This window comes from Billgrantia zhangzhouensis, assembly GCF_021404465.1.
Classification (GTDB): domain Bacteria; phylum Pseudomonadota; class Gammaproteobacteria; order Pseudomonadales; family Halomonadaceae; genus Halomonas; species Halomonas zhangzhouensis.
Genome location: NZ_JABFTT010000012.1, coordinates 145,053 through 168,297, shown reverse-complemented (window position 1 = coordinate 168,297; position 23,245 = coordinate 145,053). Strand labels below are relative to the sequence as shown.

29 protein-coding genes and 2 pseudogenes are annotated in these 23,245 nt (G+C 60.5%); 18 read left to right on the top strand and 13 right to left on the bottom strand.

Going from position 1 to position 23,245, the window contains the following annotated elements; all coding sequences use genetic code 11:
* Window positions 1-153 precede the first annotated feature (153 nt).
* From HOP51_RS16150 to HOP51_RS16120, 7 genes are all read left to right on the top strand, one after another.
* Window positions 154-387 (top strand): hypothetical protein, encoded by a 234-nt coding sequence (locus HOP51_RS16150; RefSeq protein ID WP_234274940.1) that lies wholly within the window; start codon window positions 154-156, stop codon window positions 385-387.
* A 2-nt stretch (window positions 388-389) separates the two neighbouring features.
* Window positions 390-1,742 carry a tripartite tricarboxylate transporter permease gene (locus tag HOP51_RS16145; protein WP_234274939.1) on the top strand — a complete coding sequence of 451 codons (1,353 nt, stop codon included), beginning with the start codon at window positions 390-392 and terminating at the stop codon, window positions 1,740-1,742.
* 52 nt (window positions 1,743-1,794) lie between these two features.
* The gene (locus HOP51_RS16140) at window positions 1,795-3,054 is read left to right on the top strand and encodes a hydroxymethylglutaryl-CoA reductase, degradative (RefSeq protein WP_234274938.1); all 1,260 of its coding nucleotides are present in this window, start codon (window positions 1,795-1,797) and stop codon (window positions 3,052-3,054) included.
* A gap of 112 nt (window positions 3,055-3,166) precedes the next feature.
* On the top strand, window positions 3,167-3,919 hold the full coding sequence (locus HOP51_RS16135; RefSeq protein WP_234274937.1) for a class I SAM-dependent methyltransferase: 753 nt from the start codon (window positions 3,167-3,169) through the stop codon (window positions 3,917-3,919).
* A gap of 99 nt (window positions 3,920-4,018) precedes the next feature.
* Window positions 4,019-4,471, top strand: coding sequence for a DMT family transporter (locus tag HOP51_RS16130; protein ID WP_234274936.1), 453 nt, complete (start codon window positions 4,019-4,021; stop codon window positions 4,469-4,471).
* 53 nt (window positions 4,472-4,524) lie between these two features.
* The gene (locus HOP51_RS16125) at window positions 4,525-5,268 is read left to right on the top strand and encodes a carbon-nitrogen hydrolase family protein (protein ID WP_234274935.1); all 744 of its coding nucleotides are present in this window, start codon (window positions 4,525-4,527) and stop codon (window positions 5,266-5,268) included.
* 73 nt (window positions 5,269-5,341) lie between these two features.
* Window positions 5,342-6,409: a calcium/sodium antiporter gene (locus HOP51_RS16120; protein ID WP_234274934.1), complete on the top strand. Its 1,068-nt coding sequence runs from the start codon at window positions 5,342-5,344 to the stop codon at window positions 6,407-6,409.
* 43 nt (window positions 6,410-6,452) lie between these two features.
* Here HOP51_RS16120 and HOP51_RS16115 read toward each other — a convergent pair whose 3' ends face one another.
* Complete coding sequence (locus tag HOP51_RS16115; protein WP_234274933.1) at window positions 6,453-7,097, bottom strand: MBL fold metallo-hydrolase; 645 nt, start codon at window positions 7,095-7,097, stop codon at window positions 6,453-6,455.
* Between the two features lie 165 nt (window positions 7,098-7,262).
* On the opposite strand from HOP51_RS16115, the gene HOP51_RS16110 reads away from it, so the two are divergent.
* The 4 genes from HOP51_RS16110 to HOP51_RS16095 all read left to right on the top strand — a co-directional run bounded on the left by HOP51_RS16110 (window position 7,263) and on the right by HOP51_RS16095 (window position 9,974).
* Complete coding sequence (locus tag HOP51_RS16110) at window positions 7,263-7,469, top strand: ParD-like family protein (protein ID WP_234274932.1); 207 nt, start codon at window positions 7,263-7,265, stop codon at window positions 7,467-7,469.
* On the top strand, window positions 7,462-8,250 hold the full coding sequence (gene map, locus HOP51_RS16105; RefSeq protein WP_234274931.1) for a type I methionyl aminopeptidase: 789 nt from the start codon (window positions 7,462-7,464) through the stop codon (window positions 8,248-8,250). Before HOP51_RS16110 ends, map begins: the two co-directional genes overlap by 8 nt.
* A 12-nt stretch (window positions 8,251-8,262) precedes the next feature.
* Window positions 8,263-9,225, top strand: a complete 963-nt coding sequence (locus HOP51_RS16100; protein WP_234274930.1) for an arsenic resistance protein — start codon at window positions 8,263-8,265, stop codon at window positions 9,223-9,225.
* A gap of 134 nt (window positions 9,226-9,359) precedes the next feature.
* Complete coding sequence (locus HOP51_RS16095; RefSeq protein WP_234274929.1) at window positions 9,360-9,974, top strand: cell wall hydrolase; 615 nt, start codon at window positions 9,360-9,362, stop codon at window positions 9,972-9,974.
* A gap of 143 nt (window positions 9,975-10,117) precedes the next feature.
* Here HOP51_RS16095 and HOP51_RS16090 read toward each other — a convergent pair.
* From HOP51_RS16090 to HOP51_RS16060, 9 genes and pseudogenes are all read right to left on the bottom strand, one after another.
* Window positions 10,118-10,452: pseudogene (locus HOP51_RS16090) on the bottom strand (transposase); the annotation flags it as partial.
* A 282-nt stretch (window positions 10,453-10,734) separates the two neighbouring features.
* On the bottom strand, window positions 10,735-10,848 hold the full coding sequence (locus tag HOP51_RS21090; protein ID WP_407061817.1) for a hypothetical protein: 114 nt from the start codon (window positions 10,846-10,848) through the stop codon (window positions 10,735-10,737).
* Window positions 10,849-11,013: 165 nt separating this feature from the next.
* Window positions 11,014-11,307 carry a hypothetical protein gene (locus HOP51_RS21085; protein ID WP_407061816.1) on the bottom strand — a complete coding sequence of 98 codons (294 nt, stop codon included), beginning with the start codon at window positions 11,305-11,307 and terminating at the stop codon, window positions 11,014-11,016.
* Entirely contained in the window at window positions 11,307-11,996 is a 690-nt protein-coding gene (locus tag HOP51_RS16080; protein WP_234274928.1) for an asparaginase, read from the bottom strand. Before HOP51_RS16080 ends, HOP51_RS21085 begins: the two co-directional genes overlap by 1 nt.
* Before the next feature lie 19 nt (window positions 11,997-12,015).
* Entirely contained in the window at window positions 12,016-12,243 is a 228-nt protein-coding gene (locus HOP51_RS21080; protein ID WP_407061815.1) for a GntT/GntP/DsdX family permease, read from the bottom strand.
* Window positions 12,227-13,441 (bottom strand): GntP family permease, encoded by a 1,215-nt coding sequence (locus tag HOP51_RS16075; RefSeq protein WP_234274927.1) that lies wholly within the window; start codon window positions 13,439-13,441, stop codon window positions 12,227-12,229. Before HOP51_RS16075 ends, HOP51_RS21080 begins: the two co-directional genes overlap by 17 nt.
* Window positions 13,442-13,633: 192 nt before the next feature.
* Window positions 13,634-14,047: a RidA family protein gene (locus HOP51_RS16070; RefSeq protein ID WP_234274926.1), complete on the bottom strand. Its 414-nt coding sequence runs from the start codon at window positions 14,045-14,047 to the stop codon at window positions 13,634-13,636.
* A 106-nt stretch (window positions 14,048-14,153) separates the two neighbouring features.
* Entirely contained in the window at window positions 14,154-15,116 is a 963-nt protein-coding gene (locus tag HOP51_RS16065) for a threo-3-hydroxy-L-aspartate ammonia-lyase (protein WP_234274925.1), read from the bottom strand.
* Window positions 15,117-15,324: 208 nt separating this feature from the next.
* Window positions 15,325-15,954 carry a helix-turn-helix transcriptional regulator gene (locus HOP51_RS16060; RefSeq protein ID WP_234274924.1) on the bottom strand — a complete coding sequence of 210 codons (630 nt, stop codon included), beginning with the start codon at window positions 15,952-15,954 and terminating at the stop codon, window positions 15,325-15,327.
* 98 nt (window positions 15,955-16,052) lie between these two features.
* Here HOP51_RS16060 and HOP51_RS16055 point away from each other — a divergent pair, with 98 nt between their 5' ends.
* Both HOP51_RS16055 and HOP51_RS16050 read left to right on the top strand, forming a co-directional pair.
* Window positions 16,053-17,186, top strand: a complete 1,134-nt coding sequence (locus HOP51_RS16055; RefSeq protein WP_234274923.1) for a DSD1 family PLP-dependent enzyme — start codon at window positions 16,053-16,055, stop codon at window positions 17,184-17,186.
* Between the two features lie 16 nt (window positions 17,187-17,202).
* Window positions 17,203-18,198, top strand: coding sequence for an asparaginase (locus HOP51_RS16050; RefSeq protein WP_234274922.1), 996 nt, complete (start codon window positions 17,203-17,205; stop codon window positions 18,196-18,198).
* Window positions 18,199-18,224: 26 nt separating this feature from the next.
* On the opposite strand, the pseudogene HOP51_RS16045 reads toward HOP51_RS16050, so the two are convergent.
* Window positions 18,225-18,395: pseudogene (locus HOP51_RS16045) on the bottom strand (transposase); the annotation flags it as partial.
* A 241-nt stretch (window positions 18,396-18,636) separates the two neighbouring features.
* Entirely contained in the window at window positions 18,637-19,563 is a 927-nt protein-coding gene (locus HOP51_RS16040) for a LysR substrate-binding domain-containing protein (RefSeq protein ID WP_234274921.1), read from the bottom strand.
* Between the two features lie 160 nt (window positions 19,564-19,723).
* Between HOP51_RS16040 and HOP51_RS16035 the strand changes: the two genes are divergently transcribed.
* Together HOP51_RS16035 and HOP51_RS16030 are read left to right on the top strand one after the other, a co-directional pair.
* Complete coding sequence (locus HOP51_RS16035) at window positions 19,724-19,963, top strand: hypothetical protein (protein WP_234274920.1); 240 nt, start codon at window positions 19,724-19,726, stop codon at window positions 19,961-19,963.
* A gap of 167 nt (window positions 19,964-20,130) precedes the next feature.
* On the top strand, window positions 20,131-20,850 hold the full coding sequence (locus HOP51_RS16030) for an SDR family NAD(P)-dependent oxidoreductase (RefSeq protein WP_234274919.1): 720 nt from the start codon (window positions 20,131-20,133) through the stop codon (window positions 20,848-20,850).
* A 22-nt stretch (window positions 20,851-20,872) separates the two neighbouring features.
* On the opposite strand, the gene HOP51_RS16025 is transcribed toward HOP51_RS16030, so the two are convergent.
* Window positions 20,873-21,772, bottom strand: a complete 900-nt coding sequence (locus HOP51_RS16025) for an arylamine N-acetyltransferase family protein (protein WP_234274918.1) — start codon at window positions 21,770-21,772, stop codon at window positions 20,873-20,875.
* A gap of 181 nt (window positions 21,773-21,953) precedes the next feature.
* Between HOP51_RS16025 and HOP51_RS16020 the strand changes: the two genes are divergently transcribed.
* From HOP51_RS16020 to HOP51_RS16010, 3 genes are read left to right on the top strand one after another with little or no spacing between them, the layout of a single operon-like run.
* Window positions 21,954-22,319, top strand: a complete 366-nt coding sequence (locus HOP51_RS16020; RefSeq protein ID WP_234274917.1) for an ArsR/SmtB family transcription factor — start codon at window positions 21,954-21,956, stop codon at window positions 22,317-22,319.
* On the top strand, window positions 22,312-22,479 hold the full coding sequence (locus tag HOP51_RS16015) for a hypothetical protein (protein ID WP_234274916.1): 168 nt from the start codon (window positions 22,312-22,314) through the stop codon (window positions 22,477-22,479). The genes HOP51_RS16020 and HOP51_RS16015 overlap by 8 nt, the downstream gene beginning before the upstream one ends.
* Window positions 22,480-22,492: 13 nt before the next feature.
* Complete coding sequence (locus HOP51_RS16010; RefSeq protein WP_234274915.1) at window positions 22,493-23,200, top strand: DUF899 domain-containing protein; 708 nt, start codon at window positions 22,493-22,495, stop codon at window positions 23,198-23,200.
* Window positions 23,201-23,245 lie beyond the last annotated feature (45 nt).

Here is a 23,245-nt window from a genome sequence, read left to right as displayed (position 1 = left end):
CACTCTCTCACAGCGAATTGTAACCTTCCTAGCGAAGGTACAGTACTTGGAACAATTTTCACAACTGTACCTTATTCTGTTCCTTCGTTTTGCCGAAGCTGGCACTGCCGGTAACGGCTCATAACACCAATAACGATTTACCTGGAGTCACGCATGCCAGCCAAAGACAGGGCTTTCCTGAATGTCTGGGACGATACGGTTTCGGGCAGGGATCTGCTCATCTCGCTCACCATCGCCACGCTATTGAGTCTGGGTGGCTATCTGCTCGCACCGTGGCCTGCCCCTGGGCCGCTGGTGCTGGGGATTGCCGGTGCCATTCTCGGCTTCTTCATCAGTGCGCTGCTGTTTCGTCCCAAGCGCCGCCTCGACATCGAAGGGGAGGCGTAAGCATGGATCCGATGATTCTCATACAGATGCTGATCGCCGCCGTGATCGGCGTAGTGGTCTATACCGCCATTGGCGTGGCGCCCGGCACCGATGAAACCGCCGTGCTGGCGCCCGTTACCTTGGCGCTGGTGGTAGCCGGCATTCCGCTGCCCGTGGTGCTGGCTTTCTTCATGGCGGCCATCGTGGCCAAGAAGCTGACCGATTCCATTCCTGTTTCGGTGGCAGGCATTCCCGGCGGCGTGATGTCGGCGCCAATGGTGGAGCACGCCATGACGCTGAAGCGCGAAGGACAGGCCACCCTGGCGATCCGCAAGATGGCCTCCGGCTCGGTGATCGGTACCTTGGTCGCGGTGCCGATCAGCTTGTTTCTCGCCTTCCTGCTCACTCCGCTGGCGGATGTGCTGGGCCAGTATGCCAGCCAGATCTTCTTCCTCGGCGCGGTGTTCCTGGCGCTGATGAGCCGCGAGAAGGTCATCAGCCTGGTCAGCATCGTGGTACTGGCGGCGCTGATTCAGGCGCTGCGCCACTTCTACTGGGGCATGGGCGTGATCCCCGAGGGGCGGGTGGTATTCATCTCGTTCTTCCTCGGCATCACCATCGGCCCGATGATGTTCAACCTGGCGCAGCTTCTGGTGAACCGCGAGCGTCGGGCCATGACGGTGACCGAACCCAAGACCATCCAGATCTACAAGACTGACGACGAGCACAAGCTACCCAATCCCTTCCGCATCCTCACACGGCAGGAAACGGCCTCGGCCGCCGCCAGTTCGGTGTTGGGCTCGGTCACCTTCTTCATGAGCCCGGTAGGCATCACCATCTTCCTCGGTGAAGTGATGTCGAGCTGGGTGAAGGGTACCGTCGAGAAGGCCAGTCGGGCGCTCTCCTCCATGGACGCCGTGACCAATGCTGCCTATATCGCTGGCATCCTGATTCCCCTGGCGGCACTGGGCATTCCCATGAGCCCCATGGCTATCGGCCCGGGCAATGCCTTCTTCAATGCCCCGCCGGTGCTCACCCTGGAGCAGAACGCACATCACCTGATGAGCTTCTCCGAAATTGCCATTGCCAGCATTCTCGGCGCCGGTATCGCATTGCTGATCACCTACCCCATCGCGGTTCGCTACGCACGCCAGATTTGCGTCTTTGTGTTCCGCCATATCCCCCATGAAGCCTTCCTCGCCATGTTTTTCGCCCTGGTCATGCTGCTGGCCTACATGGATGCCGGGGTGATGGGCATCCTCGGCGTGATGGTACTGGCCCTGGTGGCGGGCCTGCTGAACCGCTGGGGCGTGAACTACGGCGTGCAGTTCATGACACTCTACGCCGCCCCGTGGCTGATGGGGCTGCTGGCCTGAGGCCCTTGGTTTTCTTTCGTATCGTCTTTCATTGCTTTTGACAGGTATCGACATGGCTCATAGCACTTCCCGAATCGCCGGCTTCTATCAGCTCTCGCCTCAGGAGCGGCTCGCCCAGGTGGCCGAAATCACGGGTCTCGACGACACGGGTGTGGCACACTTTACCAATATGGGCAACATCGACCCGGAAACCGCCGACTCGATGATCGAGAACGTAATCGGCACGCTGAATATACCGCTGGGTATCGCCACGAACCTGATCATCGATGGCGAGGAGCAGTTGGTACCGATGGCCACGGAGGAGTCCTCGGTGGTAGCGGCAGTATGCAATGCGGCGCGCCAGTGTCGGGAATCCGGTGGTTTCGTTACCGATGCGTCGGCACCGGTGATGATCGCCCAGGTGCAGCTCGTCGAAGTGCCCAATCCTGAGTTCGCACGTCTCAAGCTGTTGGAGGCACGCGAGCGAATCCGCCAGATCTGCGATGCCACCGATCCCGTGCTGCTCAAGCATGGCGGTGGTTTTCGCGACCTCGAGGTACGCGTGCTAGACGACATGCTGATCGTGCATCTGCTAGTGGACGTGCGCGACGCCATGGGCGCCAACGCAGTTAACTCCATGGCCGAGGCAGTGGCACCTTCATTGGCGGAGTGGAGCGGAGGCAAGAGTCGGCTGCGCATTCTCTCCAATCTGGCCGATCGGCGACTGGTACGGGCCCGGGCTACCTGGCGCCTTGACCAGATCGGCGGGAAGGAGGTACGCGACGGCATGCTCTCGGCCTACCGCTTCGCCGATCTCGACCCTTACCGGGCGGCCACGCACAACAAGGGCATCATGAACGGGGTCAGCGCTGTGGTGCTGGCCACGGGCAACGACACCCGAGCCGTGGAGGCTGGTGCGCATGCCTTTGCCGCATGCACGGGGCGCTATCGCTCTCTCACTCATTGGGAGATGGACAGCGAAGGCAACCTCACCGGTACGCTGGAATTGCCGATGCCGGTCGGCCTGATCGGTGGCGCCACGCGGGCTCATCCTACCGCGCGCTACTGTCTGGAGATCCTCGGCGTGACCCAGGCCGAACGCCTGGCCCGGATCATCGTGGCGGTGGGCCTGGCACAAAACTTCGCTGCCCTCAAGGCACTGGCCACCACCGGCATCCAGAAGGGTCACATGGCGCTGCACGCCAAGAACATCGCGCTGATGGCGGGCGCCAAGGGTGACGAAGTGGCCATCATTGCCGATCTGCTGGTGCAGAAGGGCAGCGTGCGGGTCGACGTTGCCGAGAGCGAGCTGGCCAAGCTGCGCCAGCGCTGAGCCGTTCGCGATCGCAACCTCTTGGAGGCCCGGCGAACCTAGCTCGCCGGGCGCTTTTCGTGTATTGCAGCGTATACTCGTCGCTCTCTCGCAGTGCTTGCAGGAACGAGACGTGAAAATCGACAACCGTTACGGCTCGCTGGCGGCTTGGGTCTATGACCTGGATAAGCCCATAGGCCGCAGCTTCGGCGACATCGAGTTCTATGGCCGTCAGTTGGAAGGATGCAGTGGCGCCATTCTAGAGCCCGCCGTGGGCAATGGGCGTATTTTCATCCCCTTGCTGGAACAAGGTTTGCGAATGGTAGGGTTCGATGCCTCGGAAGAGATGCTGGTTCGCTGCCAAGAGCATTGCGCTAGCCGAGAGCTGACGGCGGTACTTAGCCATCAGCGCTTTGAGGCGTTCCATTATTCCGAACGTTTCGAAGCCATCATCGTACCGGCCGGCTCCTTCCAGTTGCTGAACTTCGAGCAAGCTCGCGTTACCCTGCTGAGATTTCATGAACATCTGATGCCCGACGGCCGCTTGCTGCTGGATCTGGATGCCGCGGATTCGCTCATCGAGGACAAGGGTGGACAGCGCAGTTGGCCGGTCGGCGAGAGCGAGCTGCTCACGCTTGCCGCCTCGCCTCCGGAGGTGGATTACCTGGCGCAGCGAACCCATGCCCTGTTGCGCTATGAACACTGGGTCGAGGGGCGCTTGGTACTCAGCGAACTGGAGCGATTCTCTCTGCGTTGGTGGGGCCTGCAAGAGCTCACTCTGCTCCTGGAACAACTTGGCTTCACGCATGTACGGCTCTATGGCGACTATAGCGAGGAGCCGCCCCGGCAAGGTTGCCAGATGATCACGGTCGAAGCGAGGCGCTGAACTGAGCACTCGCCCGCGCAACTTCCAGAGCAAAAAGCAGAGTTCTCTCGTCGCCTTGCTGCCCTAGGTTGGCATCGTCTACCAACCGGAGTGGCAGCGATGAAGACGATCGATCGCAGCATGGGGCTCACGGAGTGGGTTTTGCTGCTGGCCTTGTCGGTGCTGTGGGGTGGCTCCTTCTTTTTCGTCGGGGTGGCGATCGCGGAGTTGGGGCCGCTCACCATCGTGGCCCTGCGCGTGGGGCTGGCGGCGCTGGTGCTCTTGCCCTTGGCGCTGCTGGTGGAGCGCTTCTGGCAGTGGCCGGGGCTGGATATCTGGGCGGCGGTGTTCGGCCTGGTGCTGTCCTCCACCACGTTGGCCTACCTGATCTATTTTCGCCTGCTGGCAAGCGCAGGGGCGACCAACCTGCTGCTAGTCACGTTTCTGATTCCGGCCAGCGCCATCTTGCTGGGTATCTTCGTGCTGGGTGAGCGGCTGGAGTGGCGCCATCTGGCCGGGATGGGGCTGATCGGGCTTGGGCTTACGGCCATCGACGGCAGGCCGTTGTGGTAGTTTCGAAAAATGGCTTACGCTTACCGGAAAGCCAGGCGAGAGGGAGCGAGCCGATGAAGCTGTGTGCCGTGCAGTACGCCTCCGTGACGGGCGATATCGAGGCCAACCTGAAGCGCCACGTGGCGTTCATCGAGCAGGCGGCAGCGCACGATATCGAGCTGATCTTTTTCCCCGAGCTCTCGCTGACCGGCTATGAGCCCTCGCTGGCCAAGGCGCTGGCCACTCACGTGGAGGATCCACGGCTGGATGCGTTCCAGCTCCTGAGCGACACCCATGAGATCACCATCGCCGCCGGGCTGCCGCTGGTCACCTCGACCAAGCCGCAGATCGGCATGGTGGTGTTCCAGCCCCATGTGGGGCGCCAGGCCTATGCCAAGCAGCTGCTGCACGACGACGAACTGCCCTACTTCTCGGCCGGCGAGCAGCCGATGCTGATCGAAACCCGCGAACATCGCCTGGCCCTGGCGATCTGCTATGAGTCGCTGCAGCCCGATCATGTCGCCACGGCGGCAAGTCTCGGCGCGGATGTGTACCTCGCCAGCGTGGCCAAGCTCTCGCCGCGCATGGACGAGGCCTACGCCTACTACGCCACCTTCGCCCGCGAGCACGCCATGACGATACTGATGGCCAACTGCATCGGTCCCTGCGATGGCGAAACCGGCGGCGGCCGTTCGGCGGCCTGGATCGACCAGGGCAAGCGGGTCGCCACCCTCGATGGCGCGCAGGAAGCCATGCTGCTGCTGGATACCGCCACGCTGGCCACCCGCGTCCTGTCCCTGCCCGCCCCTGCCGCCTAGCCGTTTCCTTTCGCACCCGCGCCGGCCCCCATGGGGACGCGCACTCCTCGACCACAAGACAAGGAACCCACCGATGGTAACGCTGCTGCTGTTGGCTCTCGGCCTGGTACTGTTGATCCTGGGCGCGGAGGGTCTGGTACAGGGCGCATCGCGCCTGGCGGCTCGCCTGGGCCTTTCCCCGCTGATCATCGGTCTCACCGTGGTGGCCTTCGGCACCAGCGCCCCGGAACTCGTCGTCAGCCTCAAGGCGGCTTTCAGCGGCCAGGCGGGCATTGCCATGGGCAACGTGGTGGGCAGCAACATCTTCAACGTGCTGTTCATCCTGGGAGTCTCGGCGCTGATCGTGCCGCTCGCGGTGGCCCAGCAGCTGATCCGCCTGGATATTCCGCTGATGATCGTGCTCTCCCTGGTCGTGCTGGCGATGGCGCTGGATGGCAGCATCGGCCGGCTGGACGGTGGGCTGCTGGTTCTGGGCCTGGTGGCCTACACCGGCTTTCTGCTGCGGCAGGGCCGGCGCCAGGCGCCCGCCAACGAGCCGGCAGTCGACAACCGCGAGGCAAGCCCCCGCCCCGGGTGGCAAGACGCGCTTTATGTCATTGGTGGGCTCGCCATGCTGGTGGCGGGCTCACGCCTGTTCGTCGACTCGGCCGTGGTGATGGCCGCCTGGTTCGGTGTCAGCGATCAGGTGGTCGGCCTGACCGTGGTGGCGGCGGGCACTTCGCTGCCCGAGGTCGTGACCTCGATCGTCGCAGCCCTGCGCGGCCAGCGGGACATCGCCGTGGGCAACGTGGTGGGCAGCAACATCTTCAACCTGCTCGGCGTGCTGGGCCTCACCGGCCTGATTGCCCCAGCCGGCATTGCCGTGACCGAAGCCATGCTCAGCCTCGACCTGCCGGTGATGGTCGCCGTGGCCGTGGCCTGCCTGCCGATCTGTTTTACCGCCCGTGCCATCGACCGCTGGGAAGGTGCCGTGCTGTTGGGTTACTACCTGGCCTATACCGCCTACCTGATCCTGGCCGCCACCCACCACGACGCACTAGCCGGATTCAGCGCCCTGATGCTCTACTTCGTGCTGCCAATTACCGCTCTGACGCTCGCCGTGCTGGTCGTTCCGGAGCTGCGCCGGAACCCGACTCGCTAGAGGCAGGGGGCGGCCAAGCCCCCTCTGCCATGGCTCGCGCGATTCAGCACAGCAGTCGCGCCAGGGCACCGTCCACATGACGCTTCCAGTCCTCTGGCGTCGTTTCCTGGAAGCCCGTGTCGCCGAGAAAAGCACTGCCAAACACCACATCCGGCTCGAGCTCACGCAGCAGCCTGAGGCTCTCGGCCAGCGTTTGCCGATCTCTTTCATCGTTGTGGCCTGGAATGAAGCCGGCGCACCAGTCGCCCTGCTCGCCACGGTAGAGCGTGTCGCCGGTGAACAGATAGCGCTTGCCATGGGGCGAGTGCACCAGGAAACAGGTGCTGCCTGGGCTGTGTCCCGGAGTGGGGATCACCTCGACGTTGCCCAGGTGCATCTCGCGCCGCTCGAACAGGATGTCAGGCGTGCGGTAGCGGGCAAAATCGTCAAGCTCGGCGCGATGGCCGCCCAGCTTGGCCCCGAGTCGCTGATGGATCGTCACAAGCGTTTCCCCCAGTTCGTCCCGGTGGCTCAGATACTGATAGGCCACGCCGCCCAGCTCCTCCATCCTGTCGAACTCATGCTGATGGCCGGTGTTGTAGAAAAGCACGTTGCCCTCGTCACGAGTCAGCAGATAGGCATGCACGGTCAGCCCAGGAAAGGGGCTCTCGACTTCGGTTTCCCAGATATCCGGTTGCACGCGTTGCATGGTTCGCTCCTTTGTATGGCTACACTACCGGAGCGTAAAACCTCAAGTTAAATACAGGTCAATGGATGCCTCCGGTTGCCCGCTATGTCTCATCGCCGACAGGTTGCTTGAATTCCACTCCTTGTAAACATACGATTCATATATCAATCGTATATTGGTGATCCTATGGGTATCGTAAAGATCAGCGATGAGCTGCATGATGAGATCCGCAAGGCCAGCAGCCCTATGCTCCGTTCCATCAACGCTCAGGCCGAGTATTGGATAAAGATTGGCATGCTCGCCGAAACCCATCCTGAAATGACATTTCGTGACATCATGAAGGGACAGTTGAAGGCAGCCTCGGTGAATGTCAAACAGGTCATCCATGGATGAGGTAGTCATCAAAGAGCCCGAAGAACTCGACCTGATGCGCCAGTCGGGGCGGTTGCTCGCCTCGGTATTCACCTACCTCGACGCCCATATCGAGGCCGGCGTATCGACCATGCAGATCAATGATTGGGCGGAGGAGTACATTACCCACACCCTGCAGGCCCGCCCCTCAAGCAGGGGGCAATACGGCTTCCCCTTCGTTCTCAATTCCTCCTTGAACCACGTTGTCTGCCATGGCATGCCGTCGGCAACGAAGCTTCTCAAGTCCGGCGATATCGTCAATGTCGACATCACCCTCGAGAAGCATGGTTTCATCACCGACTCCAGCAAGATGTACATGATCGGTGCCGTTTCACCGGCTGCCAAGCGGTTGGTGAGTGCCACCTACGAGGCCATGTGGCAGGGCATCGGGGTCGTGAAACCTGGGGCGACTCTCGGTGATATTGGCTATGCGATCCAACGGCATGCCACCGCATATGGCTATTCCGTAGTCCGTGATTATTGTGGGCACGGTATCGGCAGGGAGATGCACGAGGCTCCCCAAGTCTTGCACTACGGTCAACCTGGGCAAGGCCTGGTGCTACAGGAAGGCATGACCTTCACCATCGAGCCGATGATCAATCAAGGCAAGGCCAAGGTAAAAACGAAGCGCGATGGCTGGACCGTGGTCACCAGCGACAAGATGTTATCTGCCCAGTGGGAGCATACGATCGCAGTGACAGCAGATGGCTATGAAGTGTTGACCCTGCGTGATGATGAACGTCTCCCCCGTTCTGGCCCGTAAGAGTCCTCTACCTTGACCCGCCAAACGCTCGAGAAATATCAGGTGCTGGTCTATTTAGCGTTCATCGCCATGGGCTTGGCTCTGGGCACGGCCCTGCCGGGGCGGGTTGGCATGCTGGAAGCCCTGCTGTGGCCGCTGCTGGGGGCGCTGCTCTACGTCACCTTCACCCAGGTGCCATTGACGCGGCTGCGCGGCGCATGGCGCGATACGCGCTTCATGGTGGCCGCAGTGGCGGGCAATTTCCTGCTGCTACCCTTGGTCGCCTGGGGGTTGGCGAGCCTTTTCGCTGCCGAGCCGGCGGTTCGCCTGGGCATGCTGCTGGTATTGCTGGTGCCATGCACGGATTGGTTCATCACCTTTTCCCACCTGGGTGGTGGCAGGACGCACTATGCCATCGCTCTCTCGCCGATCAGCCTGCTGCTGCAAATCGCGCTGCTGCCCGTCTATCTCTGGCTGTTCCTGGACGAAAACCTGCGTCTCGCCATGGTACGGCATGAACTGCTGCTGGCCTTTGCGGGGTTGATCCTGCTGCCCTTGCTGCTGGCCTTCGTGACCGAGACCTGGGCTCAGGGACGCCACAGGCGCGAAGCTGGCATCGAGCGCCTGGGATGGCTGCCGGTGCCGCTGCTAGCCCTGGTAGTGTTCAGCATCGCCGCTACCCAGGTCGGCGTCGTTGCCGATTCGTTACCCCTACTCAGCGGGCTGCTACTGGCCTTCACCGCTTTTCTGATCGCCGCCGCACTGCTGGCTCGCCTGTTGGCCCGAGCGTTCGGCCTCCCCACTGCCCAGGGACGCGTACTGGCCTTCAGCCTGGGCACGCGCAACTCCTTCGTCGTTCTGCCCCTGGCGCTCTCTCTTCCCGCTTCCTACGAACTGGCGGTGGTTGCCATCGTGTTCCAGTCGCTGGTCGAACTTATCGGCATGGCGATCTTCCTGTGGTGGGTACCCCGGCGCCTCTTTCCCGCTGCCTCCTGATTCAGCCAGGCATCCGCACCCAATGCCAAATTGGCATGGAGTGCGAGTCACTCGGGAAAACTATACTCGTTACGTTACGCACCGATTGGACACCCAAGAGAACAGCACCATAACGATACAAAAAGGTTCTTCCCATGCTCCCCTCCCGGCTTATCGGTTGGCTGCTTCTTTCCCTGCCCGTGGTGGCGGTGGCCGTCGTCAATCCTGCCCCCCAGGCAGACGAGGCAGCGCGCAAGGCCGAGATACTGGAGCAGGTCGCGGCCCCCGATGTACAGGTCAGCGAGCCCGTGGAGCCGCTCGACGAGCAGGAGGCACAGGTCGTCGACCCGGAGGGCAGCGACCCGCTGGAAGAACCGCTGACCTGCCTGGCACGCACCATCTACTGGGAAGCGAAGGGTGTACCGGGCCGAGACATGGAATCGGTGGCCAACGTGGTGATGAACCGGCTGGCCAGCGAGGAGTTTCCCAACACCATCTGCGAAGTGGTGAGACAAGGCTCCGAGCAGAGCCCATGCCAGTTCTCCTGGTGGTGTGACGGCAGGCCCGACGAGGTGATGGAAGGCGACGCCTATGAAGTAGCCAAGGAAGTTGCCCGCCGGGCGCTCAATCAGGAGTTACCCGACCATACCGACGGAGCGCTCTATTTTCACGACCGTACCGTTCACCCACCCTGGGCGAACGAATTCCTGCTGACCGCCGAGACCGAAGCCTTCATCTTCTACCGCCCCGACGTCACCGATGCAGAATGAACACTTTCTCGCCAACTTGTGTGAAGCAGCATATTTTACGGCCGAGTTCGGTTTGACGCGGCTCGTCGCAAAGCTTCACCATGTGGAAATAAAACGGGTATCCGAATTAAGTGGTTGACGATCCCTTCTGATCCACCAAAACCTTAATCTTCCAAGAAGGTTGATAGGTCGACGCCGAAGTTCTTCTCGGGCTCGGAGAGCCCCCTGCCGTAGGTCTTGGTGGCCTTGCCCAGGAACGGGGACTCCTTGGTCTGGGGGGCCTTCTTCTTGTGCTTGGTGGTATTGAGCATCCGGGCCCGCATCACCTCGAATGAGGAGCCCCGGCCATCGCGGTTCTTGTCCTTGGCCAGCCTGTTGATCGACTCTGTGAAGGAGTTGGTGACTGGGATGTCGGTCTCGAAGAAGGTCAGCATCTCCTCACGCCATTCACGGCACTGATAAGATTCTTCCAGACTTCCTTCTGCCCCTGCGATGTTGTCAACGTACTCGAAGGTGCTGGTGCATGGCGTGCGGTTGATACTGAAATGCCTTTGCCGATGCCCAGGTGCCAGCGGAAGTGTGGAGTGCGGAGCGGAATCCGCCCCGCACAGGGATAGGCCGAGGTGGGCTCAAGTGAGGGTTGTGTCCGGTTGTTCCCCACTACCCCCGTGTTCGATTATTGCCTCGGATTTGAGCACATGGGGAGTATCGTAGGCGGCTTGATCGAGTTCACCTTCACTGCGAGCGACCAGGCAGGTTACAGCGCAGTCGCCTACTACGTTCATCGACGTGCGCGCCATATCGAGGATCCGATCAATGCCAGCGTCGCGGTCAGCACGATGGTCAGATACTGGCTGATGCTCAGGTCGACACCATAGGCCTGTGCGATGAACACTGCAACTACGCCTTGGTAAAGCGCAGTACTCCTCGACATTTCTGGGTTTCAGACTCGACGCCATCCTATTTCGTTGCTACCGAATGTAGGAAGGCGCGAGTCAGAGCTTTGCGCCCTTGTAGTAAGGTGAGCGCAGTTGGCTCGGCCTGAGATCGCCACCTGAAATCAGTACTCTCGAAACATCCGCTCAACCTCCGTTCGGTCACGACTGCGTGTCAGAGCAAGCTTGAGAAGAACGCTAGCTTTTTGAGGCGGCAACGTATACGAGGGGATTGTTCCGGATTCCCCGTCCATGACGTCGTCAATAACGGTAAGTCCATTGAGGGTTCGGCTAGATCGGATCACAACAATACCTGCATCGGTGGCTCGCCTAAGCGCTTCTCGCCAAGGACGGCTGATTGCTGATCCTCCCGCTCCTGCTACTACCAGACCCGTGAACTGGCTGGCGTAGTAATCCACTATGTGGAGGGGCTGTGCTGGCCGAAGAAGAGCACGGGGACAGACGGCAGTTGAGTTACGGTGTTTAGATCAAATTCTGACGATGATGTATGGCGCTTTTCTGATCGGTACAGGTAATGGAGATCATGATCACGGATGTAGCCGAGGCACCCGTACTCTCGACCTCCGAAGGCGTCAACTTTGAACGTGCTGAGCTTTTGAACATCCCGAGCGGAGTAAATGGTGTCTTGGAACACAACTAACGCGCCTCGTCCTGCCGATTCTGGGTGCGCCGCGACCGCTACGGCCTGGTACAGGTTCAGTGGTCCGTCAGCGCTAGTTGCTGTCGCGGGGCGCATTGCCCCGGTAATCACTATGGGTTTGTCGGTGTGGCAGGTCAGATGTAGAAAATAGGCAATCTCATCCAGAGTGTCGGTTCCATGGGTGATCACTATCCCATCCACGTCGGTTGCTGTTAACTCGACGACCCTTGCTGCCAACCCTAGCCATTGGTCTGCGGTCAGATCCGTACTGGATTGGCTGCAGAAGTTCTCGCCCTTGATTTGTGCAAGGTCGGATAGCCCAGGCACCGAACCGGCCAAGGCATCGACTTCGAACACACCGTCTTTGTAGTTAGTGGTGGCGCCGGGGGCCCCGGCGGCAGAGATAGTACCACCGGTGGTGATGATAGCTACAGTTCTTGATGGCATTGTTGAGTTTCCTTCTTCTCTAGAAAAAGAATATTTCGATGAGGAAGAGCCCGAAGAGTGCTCCTAGAGCTGAAATAACGTTGGCGACCGTAAGGGTCTTCAATGAGGTGTTCATGTTAAATCCGAGCGTGTTGTTGTAGACCCAAAAGAAGCTATCGTTGACGTGGCAAGCGATACTGGCCCCTGTAGCCGCGGACAGGAAGAGCAGGATCGGATCGATATCCAAAACGTTAACCAGGGGGGGCACAAATCGTGACTGTCGTGATTAAGGATGTGGTGCCCGATCCGTTGATTAACTTGATGATTGCGGCGATGGTGAATGGAACGAGGATAAATGGCATCCCGGTGTCAACAATGGAATTGGCGAGTGATTCACCGACCCCTGAGGAACGGAGGATCGCTGCAAGCGCGCCGCCTGCCGCGACTATAAAGACGATAGGGCCTGCATCGCTTAGAGATGAGTTGATGATTCCACTCATGCCCTTATCAATATGCTTATGATAGACAAGAGCTGAGACGATGACGCCGATAACCAGAGCCATGGTCGGGTCACCGATGAAGGATGTAATCTCGACGATTCCCGAGTTCTCAGCATAAAATGCTGTGGTTAGTGTATTCAGTAGAATCATAAAAAGGGGGACGGCCAAGGGTAGGAATGCGGCGGCAGCACTGAGCTCCCTAAGCTGTCCAACTTCTCTTGGTGATTGGCTGCCTTCAGCTGCGGGTTGCTTGTTTCCCCCACGTACTGTTGCTTCTTGCTCCTCAAAGCCAGCACCAAGCAATTCATCATCTTCATGTGCAGCGGGTAGCTCATTGTCATAGACGAAGTACTCTTTTGGCTTTCTGGCCAGAAAGAAGTGGGCATAGCCCCAACCGAAGACGGTGTAAATGATCGCAAGGATTCCGCCGAAAATCATTACCTTGCCAATGTCGATGTCGAGTAGAGCGGCTGCAGCCAGCGGGCCTGGGGTGGGAGGGAAAAAGACATTAGTGGCTAGAAGACCGCTGGCGAGCGAAACGCCGATTACCGCACGGTGCTGTTTCGCGTTCCGAGCAACGGAACGTACTAGGGGGGAAAGCATGACGAAAGCCGCGTCGCTGAAGACTGGAATCGAGATAATGTAGCCTGAGATTGCCATTCCCAGCGAGGAAAGCTTCTTTCCGACCACGTTTATGAGGGCGAACGAGATGCGGGTAGTCGCGCCAGAGGCTTCCAGGAGCTTGCCTAGCATCGTGCCGAAAATGATTACTAACCCGATGTCCAGAATAGTTCCGGAAAAGCCTTCCTGGATCGCCCCGAGGCTATCCGACGGTCCCAAGCCACTGAGGACGCCAATGACCATGGCTGCAGTCAGCAATCCTAGAAAAGCGCTAAGTCTGAACTTCCCTACCAAGACTAGCAGCGCAATGATACCTGCCAAGAAAACCATTATTGTGCTGAACATTTTGACCTCTCTTATATCTTTTGTTAGCAAATTATCAATAGGTTCATATAAACAACTAAAGTTATCGTTATACGGCTCTTTTCGGTGCCTGATGCACTCAAGCTACGGGGCTCTTACTTTGCGTCTATAACCTCTCTTTGCATTGGAATAGGGCGCGAAAGTATCGACTCCTTCGGGAGGGTAATGTTGGTCTTAGAGCGTCTTCTTCATCACCGCTGTGGCTTCTATTTCCACCGCAGCACCGAAGTGAAGTTCCTTGACTCCCGCAACGGCGCGAGCAGGGCGATGATTATCAAGCCAGCTTGCATAAATCTCGTTGAACAGCGGCCAGTTGCTAATTTCAGTGACGTAGATACGCACCTGCGTCAGCCTTGTCTTGTCAAGGCCTACGCATGCTAGGCAAGCGTCAAGGTTCTCAAGCACTTGATGAGCCTGTTCCTCGAATGAGGCATCGCTTAGAGGCGTGCCATCCTGCTGGATCGGGAGCTGACCCGAGATAAACACCTGGTCGCCTGCCACGCATACGTGGGAGTAGTGTCCTGCCGGAGGTACGATTTCTGAACTGTTCTTACAAAGGATATCGACGTGTTGATTAGCTTGGTTCATTAAGTGGTTCTCCTTATGAGAGACAAAGGGGCCTTTACCCTCCAATCGAAGGATTGAAGGCCGGAAGTAAATTGAGTGGACGGCCCGGTTACGGGCCATCAGAAGATTACGAAGTCAGTAAGTTAGCGAACCGCGCCATATCAACGTTGCCGCCACTTATGAGCACGCCTATACGCTTGCCTTGCAGCTCGGTTTTCATCTGCCGGGCCGCGGCGAAGCCAAGGCAACCAGTTGGCTCGACAACGAGTTTCATGCGCGTTGCCATAAAGGCCATGCAGTCGATGAGCTCAGCATCCGACGCGGTCAGAATGTCATCGACATCACGCTGGATGATGGGGAAGGTCACCTGACCGAGATACTGGGTCTGCGCCCCATCGGCGATGGTCTTGGGCGTGTCGATGTGGACGATGCTGCCAGTGCGGAACGAGCGCTGGCCGTCATTTCCCGCCTCTGGCTCGACGCCGTACAACTTGCAACTCGGCGACAATTCCCGCGTGGCCAGCGCACAGCCGGATAGCAGCCCACCGCCCCCCAATGGCACGAAAAAGGCATCCAGAGAGCCGACTTCCTCAAACAGCTCCTTCGCGGCCGTCCCCTGGCCACTGAGCACGTCGGGATGATCGTAAGAGGGAATTAGCGTCTGGCCATGCTTCTCGGCCAGGTCGCGACCGATCTGCTCACGATCCTCGGTATAGCGGTCGTAGAACACCACATTGCCGCCATAGCCTTGTGTTGCTGCCACCTTGGCTGCCGGCGCATCGTGCGGCATGACGATCGTTGCCGGAATGCCCAGGATCTTGGCTGATAGCGCAATGGCCTGGGCATGGTTGCCGGAGGAGAACGCGACGACACCGGCCTTGCGCTGCTCGGGGCTGAATTTCGACAGGGCGTTGAAAGCGCCGCGGAACTTAAAGGCCCCCATGCGCTGGAAGTTCTCACATTTGAAGAACACCTGGGCGCCAAGCGCTTCGTCGACGGTGCGGGATGTCATCACCGGCGTCTTGTGGGCCTGGCCCTTGATACGCTCAGACGCTGCGGACACGTCATCGAAAGTGGGAAGATTGATCATTGGAGTCCTCTCTTGGCCTGTCTCCTAGGCCATACAGTGCCGATACCCGCGCCGACCGCGGATGCTTTTGGTAAATGAGCCGATCTACGCTCAGCTCCTGCAGCACAAATTCAGTCATGTCGAATGCGGCTCAGGGACCTCGCGAATGACCAAAACACCTCGTCCGGAATGAGCCGCGTCTGTACTCCAAAAGCTCAAGATGCGGCTGTCACTTCGCATAGCTGTATACCGATGCGCGGGAGACCCCCAAGTGCGCGGCAACGATTTCCATCGCGCGACGTAACTCCAGCAAGCCCTCCGCCTTCAACTCCTTGACTAGGGTGCGACGGTCTTCCGCCTTAAGGGCTCGCGGCGTGGTGGCCAGGCGTGCTGCGAACTCATCGATGCGGGCACGGATGGCGTCTGCGCCCGTAGGGTCCAGCGACTCTTTGGCGGGGGGGGCCATCTGAATATCGACGAACTGATTCAACATGCCTTGAAAGCCCTGGAACACGGTGAGGTCGACGTTCATACAGAGCGCTGCAATGTATCGCCCATCGGAATCCTTGATGCCGATCGAGGTGCTCTTGACCTGGCGGCCATCTGAGAAGCTATTGGGATAGTTGGCGATGACCTGCTCGAACTCGGCATCCATGATGCGGGCAAGTCCGAGCTCGGTGGCCGGATGGCCGACTTCGCGGCCAGAAAGGTTGTTGTGGATCGCGAGCACGGCGTGTGAGGGGTCCAGCAGGTCGTGCACCACGACCTCGCAGAATGGAGCGAACGTCTTGGCGAGCCCGTCAGCGACCTGTTTGAGTTGCTCGAGCAGCAACCGCTGCTCCTGAGTACGTTGTGTCATGGCAAGGGCCGGTGTCGTTGATGTTTTTGACAGTTTGTCCAAAGATGGACAATCTGTCAACATACAACTTCACCACGTTTCCTGAGCGAGCGCCTCCCATGACCACCATGCAAGAACTTGGCACGCCCACCGCCCTCATCGACACGCAGCGCATGCAGCACAACATCGAACGCATGCAGGAGCGCATGAACGCCCTCGGAGTGCGCTTCCGCCCACATGTCAAGACCAGCAAGTGCCCGTCCGTCGCGTGGGCGCAGATAGCAGCCGGGGCGCAGGGCATCACCGTCTCGACGCTCAAGGAGGCCGAGCAGTTCTTCGACGCAGGGATTACCGACATCCTGTATGCCGTTGGCATGGTGCCGAGCAAGCTCCCGCCAGCGCTCGCGCTTCGTCAACGTGGCTGCGATCTGAAGATCCTCGCGGACAATGCCGCAGCGGCCCGGGAAATCGGAAGCTTCGGTAAAGCGCATGGGGAAGTTTTTGAGGTATGGATCGAGATCGACACCGACGGTCACCGCTCAGGCATCAAGCCAGAAGAAGATGTCCTGCTGGAGGTGGCGAGTGTGCTTCAGGATGCTGGCATGCGCCTGGGTGGCATCATGACCCATGCGGGATCCAGCTACGACTACGACAACCCTGCAGCCTTGCTGGCTATCGCTGAACAGGAACGGGCGGGCGCCGTGCGTGCGGCTCAGAGACTTCGTGATGTTGGCTTGTCGTGCCCTGTTGTTAGCGTCGGATCGACTCCGACGGCTTTGTCGGCCGAACATTTCGACGATGTGACTGAGGTGCGGGCCGGCGTCTACGTGTTTTTCGACCTGGTGATGCGCAATGTTGGCGTGTGCACGGTAGACGACATCGCACTGAGTGTCCTCACGACCGTCATTGGCCACCAGGAAGAGAAGGGGTGGGCCATCGTCGATGCCGGTTGGATGGCGATGAGCCGTGATCGCGGCACACAAAAACAGCAGCATGACTTCGGCTACGGCCAAGTGTGCTCCGCAGACGGGAAGGTGCTGGAAGGTTATATCCTGAGCGGTGCCAACCAGGAGCATGGGATCCTGTCCCGTACCGGTGAGCCGGACCGCAGCATTGCGGAACGTTTCCCCATCGGCATGCGGTTGCGCATCCTGCCCAATCATGCGTGCGCGACCGGTGCGCAACATCCTGAGTACCAGGCCGTGATGTCCGATGGCAATACCGAGACTTGGCTTCGCTTCTACGGCTGGTAATCAAGGAGTCGACATCATGAAAAACGCAACATCTAGCGGTTCCCGCCGCATCGTTGTTCTCGGTACCGGTGGCACCATCGCCGGTTCCTCCCCACAGGCCGGTGACAACATTGGCTACGTCGCTGGGACTGTGCCCGTGAGCGAACTGCTCGGCGGCATCCCCGCTCCGGACGGGTTCACTCTGCATGCGGAGCAGATTGCTCAACTGGATAGCAAGGACATGGATTTCGCGACCTGGCACGCCTTGCGTGTACGCAGCGAACACTGGCTGGCGCAAGATGATGTCGCGGGACTGGTCATCACGCATGGAACGGACACCATCGAGGAAACATCGTTCTTCCTGCACTCGGTGATTCAGTCGTCCAAACCCGTTGTGCTCACTTGCGCGATGCGCCCCTCCACCTCCTCCGCTCCGGATGGGCCGCAAAATCTGTGCGACGCGATAGCCGTGGCGACTACAGCAGGGGCAACGGGTGTAGTCGTAGTGTGCGCAGGAGAGGTACACGGCACGGTGGATATACGCAAGGATCATCCCTATCGTCTGAATGCGTTCGGCTCCGGGGATGCCGGCCCCATCGGTTATGTGGAAGAGGGACAAGTACGACTGCTGCGGCGCTGGCCGCGAGAAGGCGCATTAAACAAAACGAACGCATCAATTACCCTGCCGACCGCTGATAGATGGCCCCGGGTAGAGATCGTTCTCAGCCATGCCGGCGCTAGCGGCAAGTTGATCGATACGCTCATCCGCGAACGGCAGGAAGGGCATCCTGCCGCAGTGGCGGGAATCGTGCTGGGCGCGACAGGCAACGGCAGCCTGCACCATGATTTGGAGAACGCCGCGCTTCGGGCTCAGGCCGCCGGCATTGAGGTGATAGTCGCCACGCGGTGTGCTGAGGGGCGGATCCTTCCTGCTCCAAACGCATCTTTGTCTGTAGAGGTGGATCTATCGCCGGTGAAGGCCCGGGTTGCGCTGCTCCTCAAACTCTGCGAAAGAGCGATCGACCCGCTTTGAGTTATCGCAGATAGCGCAATCGAGGATTAGGTTCTGTACGAAAAGTCAGCGCGTAGGCAGCGGCTTATGCAAGCCAGGCATACCATGGCGCGAAAGCTACGGGCCGGCTTGTCATAGCGCGTAGCTATTCGCCGTAGTACCTTGAGCCAGCTAAAGGCACGCTCGACCAAATTGCGCTGTCGATACTTGGGCTTGTCGCCCCCCCCAGGGGAATCCAAGACGAAATCCGTAGAGGCTGCGAGTAGGTGCCTTCTAGCGATAACACGAAATCAACCAAATATTCCGGATACCCAATAAATCATAAACAAACAACACAATAATCAGATCAATCAACCGTCTCCGCGCCGAGCACAGCTGATCGGGCCGGCTCGCTGGGCCGCCTGACGCTACTGGCTGCACCAAACATCGGCCAGGTATCTCCTGCCCAGTAGGGGCACCTCAATAGTTCACAAAAGCCCCCATTACGTAGCCCACCAGCGTTTCGCAGGCCTGGCTGGCTCCGGGCCGCTTGACCAGCGTTAGCTGATATTCGCCCAACGGCGGCAGCAGGCTGGGGTCGATACGCCGCAACGGTGGGCGCACCAGGCTCTGCGGGAACGGAGATACCGCCAGGTCGGCGATCATGGCAGCCTCCTGACCGGCACAGTGTTCGCAGGAATAGGCGATGCGGTAGCTCAAGCCGGCCCGATCCAGCACTTCCAGCGCCATGCCTCGCCAGGCGCAGCCCTGATGTGCCAGCGCTACCGGTAGCGGCGAGCGCTGGGCGGCCACCCCGCCTTCCCGACCCGCCCACACCAGCGGCTCGCTGTGCACGATCTCGCCGCGCGCCTCCTGTCCAGGGTTGCCCGCCGTGACCAGTACCAGGTCGAGTTCGCCGGCATCCAGTCGGGAGAGCATTTCACGACTGCTACCTACCACCACATCGACCTGCACCGCCGGGTGAGAGCGGGCGAACTGCGCCAGCACGCCCGGCAGGATGCGTGTGCCTACGTCGTCGGTGGTGCCAAAGCCCAGCCGGCCCGAGACGCTGGGCGCCAGGAACTGTGTCACCGCCTCCTCGTTGAGCTTGAGCAGGCGCCGCCCGTAGCCGAGCAGCACCTCCCCTTCCGGGGTCAGCCGCACCTGGCGGGCCTCGCGCACGAAGAGCGCCTGGCCGAGCGTTTCCTCCAGGCGCTTGATCTGCATGCTGAGTGCCGAAGGGGTGCGGAACACCTGGCGTGCGGCTCGGGTAAAGCTACCGCACTCGGCAATCGCGACGAAGCTGCGCAGCACGTCGCTATCGAGAAGTGGCACGCCCTGAGAAACGGAGCCCTGAGAAACGGAAGCCTGAAGAGCGGCGGTATGGGGAGAGGCAACTTGAGTCATGTCTCGACCTTTCAATTTTTCTTAAAGGACAATGTAGACCTTTTCGTTTGATTGATCCAATAGACCAAGCCAAGCTCTTCCTCAAGAGGTCGCGACCCTCCTTTTCCACAAATTGACCCGGCAACCGCCCCGACGGCGGCTGCCCGTCAGGAGGTGCGACATGAGCCAGTACGAACCGCTGCGCCAGCCCCAGCCAACCGCCAGGAAGCGCCCGGCCCCACCGCCCCAGCCAGACTTCTACATGCCGGCCATGCCCCCGCTGGGGCTAATCCACGCCCTCGAGACCAAGTGGCAGGACTACCTGCGCCGGCGGCGGTTTCGCCAGCGCTTCCTGCCGCTGCTGGCGCACGACGACCATATGCTCGAGGACATGGGACACCGCCGTGAGGACATTCTCTGAGCCTCGCGCCTGCCGCTGAAGGAAGACGCCACAGAAGCGCTGATGCAGCGCCGGACGATACGCAAGGCAGCGCAGCAGAGGCGTCGACGTTAGCGCAACCCGCTTGACCTCAGCTGCGCTTGAGGTCGTACGGTCCTGACACCATCACCGCAGCGAGAGGAAAAAGCATGCGCATCATGACCGTGGGAGCGAGCCAGGGCCTGGGCCGGGCCTTCATCGAGGGGCTGGGCAACAAAGGCGATCACCTGATCGGCGTGTCGCGCAGCGTTCCGACGAGGCTGCCGGAACGCGCCGGCATCGAGATCGACTGGATTGCCGCCGACCTGGCCGCTCCCGAGCGAGCGGCCGCCACGCTGGCTGAGGCCGTGGAAGCAAGCGGGCTCGACGTGCTGATCTACAACCTGGGGCTGTGGGAAAGCCGGGCCTTCGAGCCGGACTACCGCTTCCTGGCTGACAGCCCCGCCGAGATCCAGCACATCGTCACGGTCAACGTCAGCGGCGCCATCCTGCTGATCCAGGCGCTGCTTCCTGCGCTGTTGCGCTCCCGTTCCCCGCGCATCGTACTCACCGGCTCGACCTCCGCGCTGCCCGGCCACGGCCGGCCGGAGGTCGCCTTCAGCGCCACCAAGTTCGCCCTGCGCGGCATTGCCGAGGCACTGCGCGAGGGCTTTCGCGAGCAGCGCCTGGCGGTGACCTGCCTGCAGCTCGGCCACCTCAATACTGAAGACGGCCTGGGCGTGCCACCCGAACGCGCGGCCCAGCGCGGCAACGGCGAACTCATCCCCATGCACGACGTGGTGCAGTTGGTGCGCACCCTGCTGACGCTATCACCAAGTGCCTATGTGAAGGAGGTGGTGATGCCGGCAATAGGCGATGCGCGCTTCTAGCGGCTCCTCTCTAGCCACTTACTCAGGTGCCAAGCTGCTCACCTTCGGAGGTGGTGTCGGCGAGCGTCTCGGCTCGCCGCAGCAGCACGCGCTCCTGCTCCTGGGTCAGCGCCAGCCCGAACCGCTCGCGCAGCACGCTGGGCAGTTCACCGGCTGCGATCCGGTGCAGCTCCGGCGCCTTGCCCGGGTGGAAGATTTTCAGCTCGAGATCGGTGAGCGCAAGCCGTACCTCGGCGCCGTTGTGCTGAGCCACGATTCGCCGCACGAAGGGCGATCCGGGATGGTGAGAGGCCAGATAGTTGTATTCGCCAGAGTCGGCACGGTAGTTGGGTTCGTTACTGAACTGATAGATGTTGAACCATTCACCGAGGCGCTTATGACGCAGCAGCCAATACCCCAGTGGCGAGCGCTCCAGGCGATACTCCCAGGGGCCATGGCTCGCCTCGCTGTTCACTTCGAGCAGGATCGGCTCACGCGGGCCGATATTGCCCACCCCGACATCGACCATCCAGTCGTTACCTTCCGCTTTTACCACCAACATCGTATGACCGAGCGGAGTGACGATGCTCGCGTCCTCGCCCATCAGCATTCTCGCGTTGCGCCCGGCGACCTCGAAGCCCAGCCGGTCCAGCACCGTGGCGAATAGCGTGTTGTGCTCATGGCAATAACCGCCGCGCCGGCGCCGTACCAGCTTGTCCTGAAGGCCTTCCAGGTCGATGCGGATCTTGCCGCCGGTGACGATTTCCAGGTTCTCGAACGGCACTGCGGCGAGGTGCGCCTGCTGCAGGGCCTTGAGAGTCTCCACGCTGGGCGTAAGGGGCCCCCGATAGTCGATGCGTGCCAGATAGGCCTCGAGATCGAGCGCCGCTGTCTCCCACCGGGCCGATTCATGGCGTGGTTGAGCGTTCCGTACAGCCTGCATGTCGTTCTCCTTTTTCTCTCAAGGGCAATCGTTAGGCGCAGGCTAATACCTCAAGTCAACTTCAGGTAAAGCGGAGAAAACTCAATCGCTCTCATAGCCAGAGGCAATCCCCTCGTTAGAGTCTTGAACATTATTCAACCAAAAGGTTGACAATACCTTTCACTGCGCCTATATCAACCATATGGTTGAATATGACGAATCGCATCTGGACCGGGTCTTCCATGCCCTGGCCGATCCGACCCGACGCGCCCTGCTCGAACGGCTGGCGGTCGGTGAGCGCAAGATCGGCGAGCTGGCCGCGCCGTTCCCCATTTCTCTGGCCGCCGTTTCCAAGCACGTGCGCGTGCTGGAACAGGCCGGGCTGGTGGAACGGCGTATCGAAGGACGTACCCACTACTGCAGGCTGCGGCCGGAGCCATTGGCCGAGGCGGAACAATGGCTAAGCTTCTACGAAGGGTTCTGGAGCCAACGCCTGAACGCGCTGGAAGCGGCGCTCAAAGCCGATCCCGGCGGCGAATCGACGAAGGGAGAGAGGCAAGATGGATGACAGCGGCTACGGTAAGGATATTGCCGAAGACAGCATCCGCTTCGAGCGCCTGCTGCCAGGCCCCATCGAGCGGGTCTGGGCCTTCCTGACCGAATCCGACAAGCGCGGCCTGTGGCTGGCCTCCCGTCGCCATGGAAATGCGCCAGTCAACCTGTCCTGAGTGGAGAAACACCATGAACCGGTCTACCGCCCTGCCTTCCATCGTCTCCGAAGAGGCGTGGCGCAGCGCCCTGGAGGAACAGGTCGCGCGTGAAAAGGCCCATACGCGTGAACGCGACAGGCTCAACGCCGCGCGGCGCCATTTGCCGATGACCGAGGTGCGCACCGATTACGCCTTCGAAGGGCCACAGGGCGAAGCCACCCTGCTCGACCTGTTCGAGGGGCGCCGCCAGTTGATCGTTTACCATTTCATGTTCGGGCCCGACTGGGAGGCCGGCTGCGACGGCTGCTCCTGGGTGGTGGACGCCATGACCCACCCCGCCCACCTGAACGCCCGCGATACCACCCTGGTGCTGGTCTCCCGGGCGCCACGGGAGAAGCTCATACGCTACCAGGCGCGTATGGGCTGGCAGCACCCGACGTGGTACTCGTCGCTGAATAGTCGTTTCAACCAGGACATGGGCGTGACGAGCTGCCACTGCGACGCCCCCGACACCGACCGCGGCGAACGGCATGGTATCAGCGTTTTTCTGCGCGACGGCGAGCGGGTGTATCGTACCTACTTCAGCGGCAAGCGCGGCGTGGAGTACCTGGGCAGCCTATGGACCTACCTGGACCTGACGCCCTACGGCCGTCAGGAAACCTGGGAGGACTCGCCCCCCGGCTGGCCGCAAACGCCACCCTACGTGTGGAACCGGCGTCACGACGAATACGAGACGTGATCACGCGTACGGCGAGCCAGGAAACAACGACAACAGAGGGAAACC

Coding starts and splice junctions, on each gene's coding strand:
- HOP51_RS16150 (WP_234274940.1), top strand. CDS start 154: ATGCCAGCCAAAGACAGGGCTTTCCTGAATGTCTGGGACGATACGGTT.
- HOP51_RS16145 (WP_234274939.1), top strand. CDS start 390: ATGGATCCGATGATTCTCATACAGATGCTGATCGCCGCCGTGATCGGC.
- HOP51_RS16140 (WP_234274938.1), top strand. CDS start 1,795: ATGGCTCATAGCACTTCCCGAATCGCCGGCTTCTATCAGCTCTCGCCT.
- HOP51_RS16130 (WP_234274936.1), top strand. CDS start 4,019: ATGAAGACGATCGATCGCAGCATGGGGCTCACGGAGTGGGTTTTGCTG.
- HOP51_RS16125 (WP_234274935.1), top strand. CDS start 4,525: ATGAAGCTGTGTGCCGTGCAGTACGCCTCCGTGACGGGCGATATCGAG.
- HOP51_RS16120 (WP_234274934.1), top strand. CDS start 5,342: ATGGTAACGCTGCTGCTGTTGGCTCTCGGCCTGGTACTGTTGATCCTG.
- HOP51_RS16115 (WP_234274933.1), bottom strand. CDS start 7,097: ATGCAACGCGTGCAACCGGATATCTGGGAAACCGAAGTCGAGAGCCCC.
- HOP51_RS16110 (WP_234274932.1), top strand. CDS start 7,263: ATGGGTATCGTAAAGATCAGCGATGAGCTGCATGATGAGATCCGCAAG.
- map (WP_234274931.1), top strand. CDS start 7,462: ATGGATGAGGTAGTCATCAAAGAGCCCGAAGAACTCGACCTGATGCGC.
- HOP51_RS16095 (WP_234274929.1), top strand. CDS start 9,360: ATGCTCCCCTCCCGGCTTATCGGTTGGCTGCTTCTTTCCCTGCCCGTG.
- HOP51_RS16080 (WP_234274928.1), bottom strand. CDS start 11,996: ATGCCATCAAGAACTGTAGCTATCATCACCACCGGTGGTACTATCTCT.
- HOP51_RS16075 (WP_234274927.1), bottom strand. CDS start 13,441: ATGTTCAGCACAATAATGGTTTTCTTGGCAGGTATCATTGCGCTGCTA.
- HOP51_RS16070 (WP_234274926.1), bottom strand. CDS start 14,047: ATGAACCAAGCTAATCAACACGTCGATATCCTTTGTAAGAACAGTTCA.
- HOP51_RS16065 (WP_234274925.1), bottom strand. CDS start 15,116: ATGATCAATCTTCCCACTTTCGATGACGTGTCCGCAGCGTCTGAGCGT.
- HOP51_RS16060 (WP_234274924.1), bottom strand. CDS start 15,954: ATGACACAACGTACTCAGGAGCAGCGGTTGCTGCTCGAGCAACTCAAA.
- HOP51_RS16055 (WP_234274923.1), top strand. CDS start 16,053: ATGACCACCATGCAAGAACTTGGCACGCCCACCGCCCTCATCGACACG.
- HOP51_RS16050 (WP_234274922.1), top strand. CDS start 17,203: ATGAAAAACGCAACATCTAGCGGTTCCCGCCGCATCGTTGTTCTCGGT.
- HOP51_RS16040 (WP_234274921.1), bottom strand. CDS start 19,563: ATGACTCAAGTTGCCTCTCCCCATACCGCCGCTCTTCAGGCTTCCGTT.
- HOP51_RS16035 (WP_234274920.1), top strand. CDS start 19,724: ATGAGCCAGTACGAACCGCTGCGCCAGCCCCAGCCAACCGCCAGGAAG.
- HOP51_RS16030 (WP_234274919.1), top strand. CDS start 20,131: ATGCGCATCATGACCGTGGGAGCGAGCCAGGGCCTGGGCCGGGCCTTC.
- HOP51_RS16025 (WP_234274918.1), bottom strand. CDS start 21,772: ATGCAGGCTGTACGGAACGCTCAACCACGCCATGAATCGGCCCGGTGG.
- HOP51_RS16020 (WP_234274917.1), top strand. CDS start 21,954: ATGGTTGAATATGACGAATCGCATCTGGACCGGGTCTTCCATGCCCTG.
- HOP51_RS16015 (WP_234274916.1), top strand. CDS start 22,312: ATGGATGACAGCGGCTACGGTAAGGATATTGCCGAAGACAGCATCCGC.
- HOP51_RS16010 (WP_234274915.1), top strand. CDS start 22,493: ATGAACCGGTCTACCGCCCTGCCTTCCATCGTCTCCGAAGAGGCGTGG.